The organism is Gemmiger sp. An194 (assembly GCF_002160145.1).
In the GTDB taxonomy this organism is placed as follows: domain Bacteria; phylum Bacillota; class Clostridia; order Oscillospirales; family Ruminococcaceae; genus Allofournierella.
This window is the reverse complement of record NZ_NFKA01000041.1, coordinates 1-2,604: the sequence shown is the minus strand read 5'-3', so window position 1 is coordinate 2,604 and position 2,604 is coordinate 1. Positions and strand designations below refer to the sequence as shown.

5 protein-coding genes are annotated in these 2,604 nt (G+C 54.4%); all 5 read left to right on the top strand.

Annotated features, from left to right (window positions below; all coding sequences use genetic code 11):
- Nucleotides 1–204: 204 nt before the first annotated feature.
- The 5 genes from B5F28_RS14285 to B5F28_RS14270 all read left to right on the top strand — a co-directional run bounded on the left by B5F28_RS14285 (nt 205) and on the right by B5F28_RS14270 (nt 2,504).
- Nucleotides 205–600 carry a hypothetical protein gene (locus B5F28_RS14285; RefSeq protein ID WP_143424774.1) on the top strand — a complete coding sequence of 132 codons (396 nt, stop codon included), beginning with the start codon at nt 205–207 and terminating at the stop codon, nt 598–600.
- Complete coding sequence (locus B5F28_RS14280) at nt 593–847, top strand: hypothetical protein (protein WP_087296492.1); 255 nt, start codon at nt 593–595, stop codon at nt 845–847. The genes B5F28_RS14285 and B5F28_RS14280 overlap by 8 nt, the downstream gene beginning before the upstream one ends.
- Nucleotides 807–1,052 (top strand): hypothetical protein, encoded by a 246-nt coding sequence (locus tag B5F28_RS14610; RefSeq protein ID WP_143424773.1) that lies wholly within the window; start codon nt 807–809, stop codon nt 1,050–1,052. The genes B5F28_RS14280 and B5F28_RS14610 overlap by 41 nt, the downstream gene beginning before the upstream one ends.
- 10 nt (nt 1,053–1,062) lie before the next feature.
- Entirely contained in the window at nt 1,063–1,512 is a 450-nt protein-coding gene (locus B5F28_RS14275; protein ID WP_087296491.1) for a hypothetical protein, read from the top strand.
- A gap of 278 nt (nt 1,513–1,790) precedes the next feature.
- Nucleotides 1,791–2,504, top strand: a complete 714-nt coding sequence (locus B5F28_RS14270) for a DNA-methyltransferase (RefSeq protein WP_087296490.1) — start codon at nt 1,791–1,793, stop codon at nt 2,502–2,504.
- Nucleotides 2,505–2,604: the final 100 nt, after the last annotated feature.

Below are 2,604 nucleotides of genomic sequence, written 5' to 3'. Positions count from 1 at the left end.
TTCTTGCACCAGGTCATGTGGTATGCGGAGAATGCGCGTCTCTGCTTGATTCTTTGATTGCGAGAAAAGGCGGTGAATGAACGATGGAGTGTATTTGCGATCACTGCGCATTTGCGGATGCTTGCCCGAGTGCGTTTTTTCCGTGCAACAAAAAAGAGTGTGCGGATTGTCGAGATATGAGAAAGAAAAAAGGCAGTGAAGAAAATGGCTGAACAGCGGCTGATTGATGCAAATAAAGAAGTGATGCGGGCTTACGAAGATATTCCTGAGCCTTACTCTGATGTTTTAATTAGTTTTTTGCGCGGATGCGAGACCGTCGACCCCGAATCCCTGCCCATCGTGCAGCAGCTGCGGGAGAAATTAAAAAATGAAATCGCCAAAAAAGAAATTTGCGGTGAAACAATTGAAAGATTAGATAAACAACTGGAAAAGGTTACGGCGGAGCGGGACAAAATCGCACAGTATGAGCTTGATGCGTGTGGTGAATACTGCTTCGGAGATTCATCCACTGGAATTTCTGAATGCGAATGGCTTTACAGCAACGGTCGATGCAAGCTGAAGGAATGGGCCGAGGGACGAAAGGAGACTGACCGTGAATAGAGAACAATTGCTTCATGGCCTCCGGCATCTGAAAGTACAGACCGGCAGTCTGGCCTGCATGGGTTGCCAGCACGAGGATAATTGCGGTATCAAAGGCTGCGCCCTGATCCGGGCGGCAGTAGAGCAGCTGGAAGTGCTCCAGGGCTTTGAGGAATGGCTGCAACAAGCGACAAGCGATAAAAAGCAAGCGATTGGAGATGATCCGGATGAAAGCGCGCAAGAGACTGCCAGAGAACGGCTTCCGTGACGTCAGAAACCTGACGCTCGGCCGCGAAGTGCTGGTCCACCGCTTCACGCCCTGTTATCGAGATGACTGGCGGCCCAGGATTCCCGACAAGGGCGTTCTGGAGGCCGTGGACCCGAAGGGGCGTTGGGCGCTGGTGCGCTTCACGGTTACGGGTGGGAGTTATCTTGAATGCTTCTTCCCAAGTGAGATTTTGAAAATAGGATAAGGAGGATCCCATGGAGCCGGTTACAAAAGAGCGGCTGGCCCGCTACATAAGCCTGAAAAAAGAGAACGAGAACCGGCTGGAGCGGCTGGCTCGGATGAAGAGCAACGCTGAAATGCCTGCTCAGAGGGACCCTGACGGCTCCAAGCACACCGGCTCCAGTGGGGAGAGAATGGCCCAGGCCATCGAGGCCTACATGGAGTACGAGGAGCAGATCGGGCCGCTGGTAGAGACAAACCGCCGGGAGATGGCGGAGATTGAGGCGGCTGTGGCCGCTCTCCCTGACCCTCTGGAGCGTGAGGTGCTGCGGCTGCGGTATATGGACTCCTTTGGGGCCAGGCTGGTGCCTTGGATTGACGTCGCGCTGAGCATCTACCAGGATGATGGTCCCGCATCTGTGCAGGCCTGCCGCAGGCTCCACGAAAAGGCTTTGATGAATCTACAAAACGTTGAAAATGTATGAAGATGTAGTAGAATGTTATACGCTTTGTATGATATTATTGAACCATCGAAAAGCGCATGAGCGCCGATCGATAACGGCTCTGGGCATGATGAGCCACGTACCCTCCTTTACCCGCGCTGGCAGGCCGCGGGCCGAGTAGTCTGCTGGTATACACAACACCCCGGCTGGGAGATTTCCTGGCCGGGGTGTTTTCATGCCCGCTTGGTCTGCATGAGGATCAGCGGGAACGGAATTTCGCACGTTGTAGTTGTGGCTGCTCTTGATTGAGAGGAGCGACGATGGACTACAGAAATAAAATCTACAATATGGATTGCCTGGCCGGGATGGCCATGCTGCCAGACGGATGCGTGGACATGGTGCTTACAGATCTTCCATACGGAACGACCGCTGGTGCCTGGGATACGTTGCTTCCGTTTGAGCTGCTATGGCGAGAGCTGCATAGGGTGGCCAAGCCGGATGCGGCCATGGTATTCACAGCGGCCCAGCCGTTCACCACGCAGCTGATCCAGAGCAATCACAAGGAGTTTCGGTACTGCTGGTACTGGGTAAAGAACCAGGTCACTGGCTTTCCCTTCGCAAAGGTGCAGCCGCTGCGTTGTGTGGAGGAGGTCGCAGTGTTCTATCGCCGGAAGCCGACATACAACCCTCAAGGGTTGGTAGCATTGGGAAAGCCTATTGTGGCCCGAGGAAAGAAGCAAACGGCCAAAAGCGTATACCGCACCGGTGGACTGGAAAAGACCACTGTGCAGCGGTACACGGGCTATCCTCGGCAGGTTCTGACATTTCCGTGCCAGCGCGAGGGGCTGCATCCCACGCAGAAACCGGTGGCGCTGTTCGAGTACCTGGTGCGCACATACACGGAGCCGGGGCAGTTGGTCTTGGACTGCTGTATGGGCAGCGGTACAACCAAGGTAGCTTGCCGGAATGCCGGCCGGGACTATGTGGGATTTGAGATTGATGCGGGATTTTATGAGACCGCGATCAAACGATGATGTTTGGATGGCTGGCATAGAAGACGCCGGCGGGTGGGCTTGGGGATTTTCTTTATAGAGAGGTGGTGGCGTTGGCGAAAAGTGAACTGCGCACAAGATA

Bases quoted from the DNA above. Each gene is read 5' to 3' on its own strand.
- B5F28_RS14270 (WP_087296490.1), top strand. From the start codon at position 1,791: ATGGACTACAGAAATAAAATCTACAATATGGATTGCCTGGCCGGGATG.
- B5F28_RS14610 (WP_143424773.1), top strand. From the start codon at position 807: ATGAAAGCGCGCAAGAGACTGCCAGAGAACGGCTTCCGTGACGTCAGA.
- B5F28_RS14275 (WP_087296491.1), top strand. From the start codon at position 1,063: ATGGAGCCGGTTACAAAAGAGCGGCTGGCCCGCTACATAAGCCTGAAA.
- B5F28_RS14285 (WP_143424774.1), top strand. From the start codon at position 205: ATGGCTGAACAGCGGCTGATTGATGCAAATAAAGAAGTGATGCGGGCT.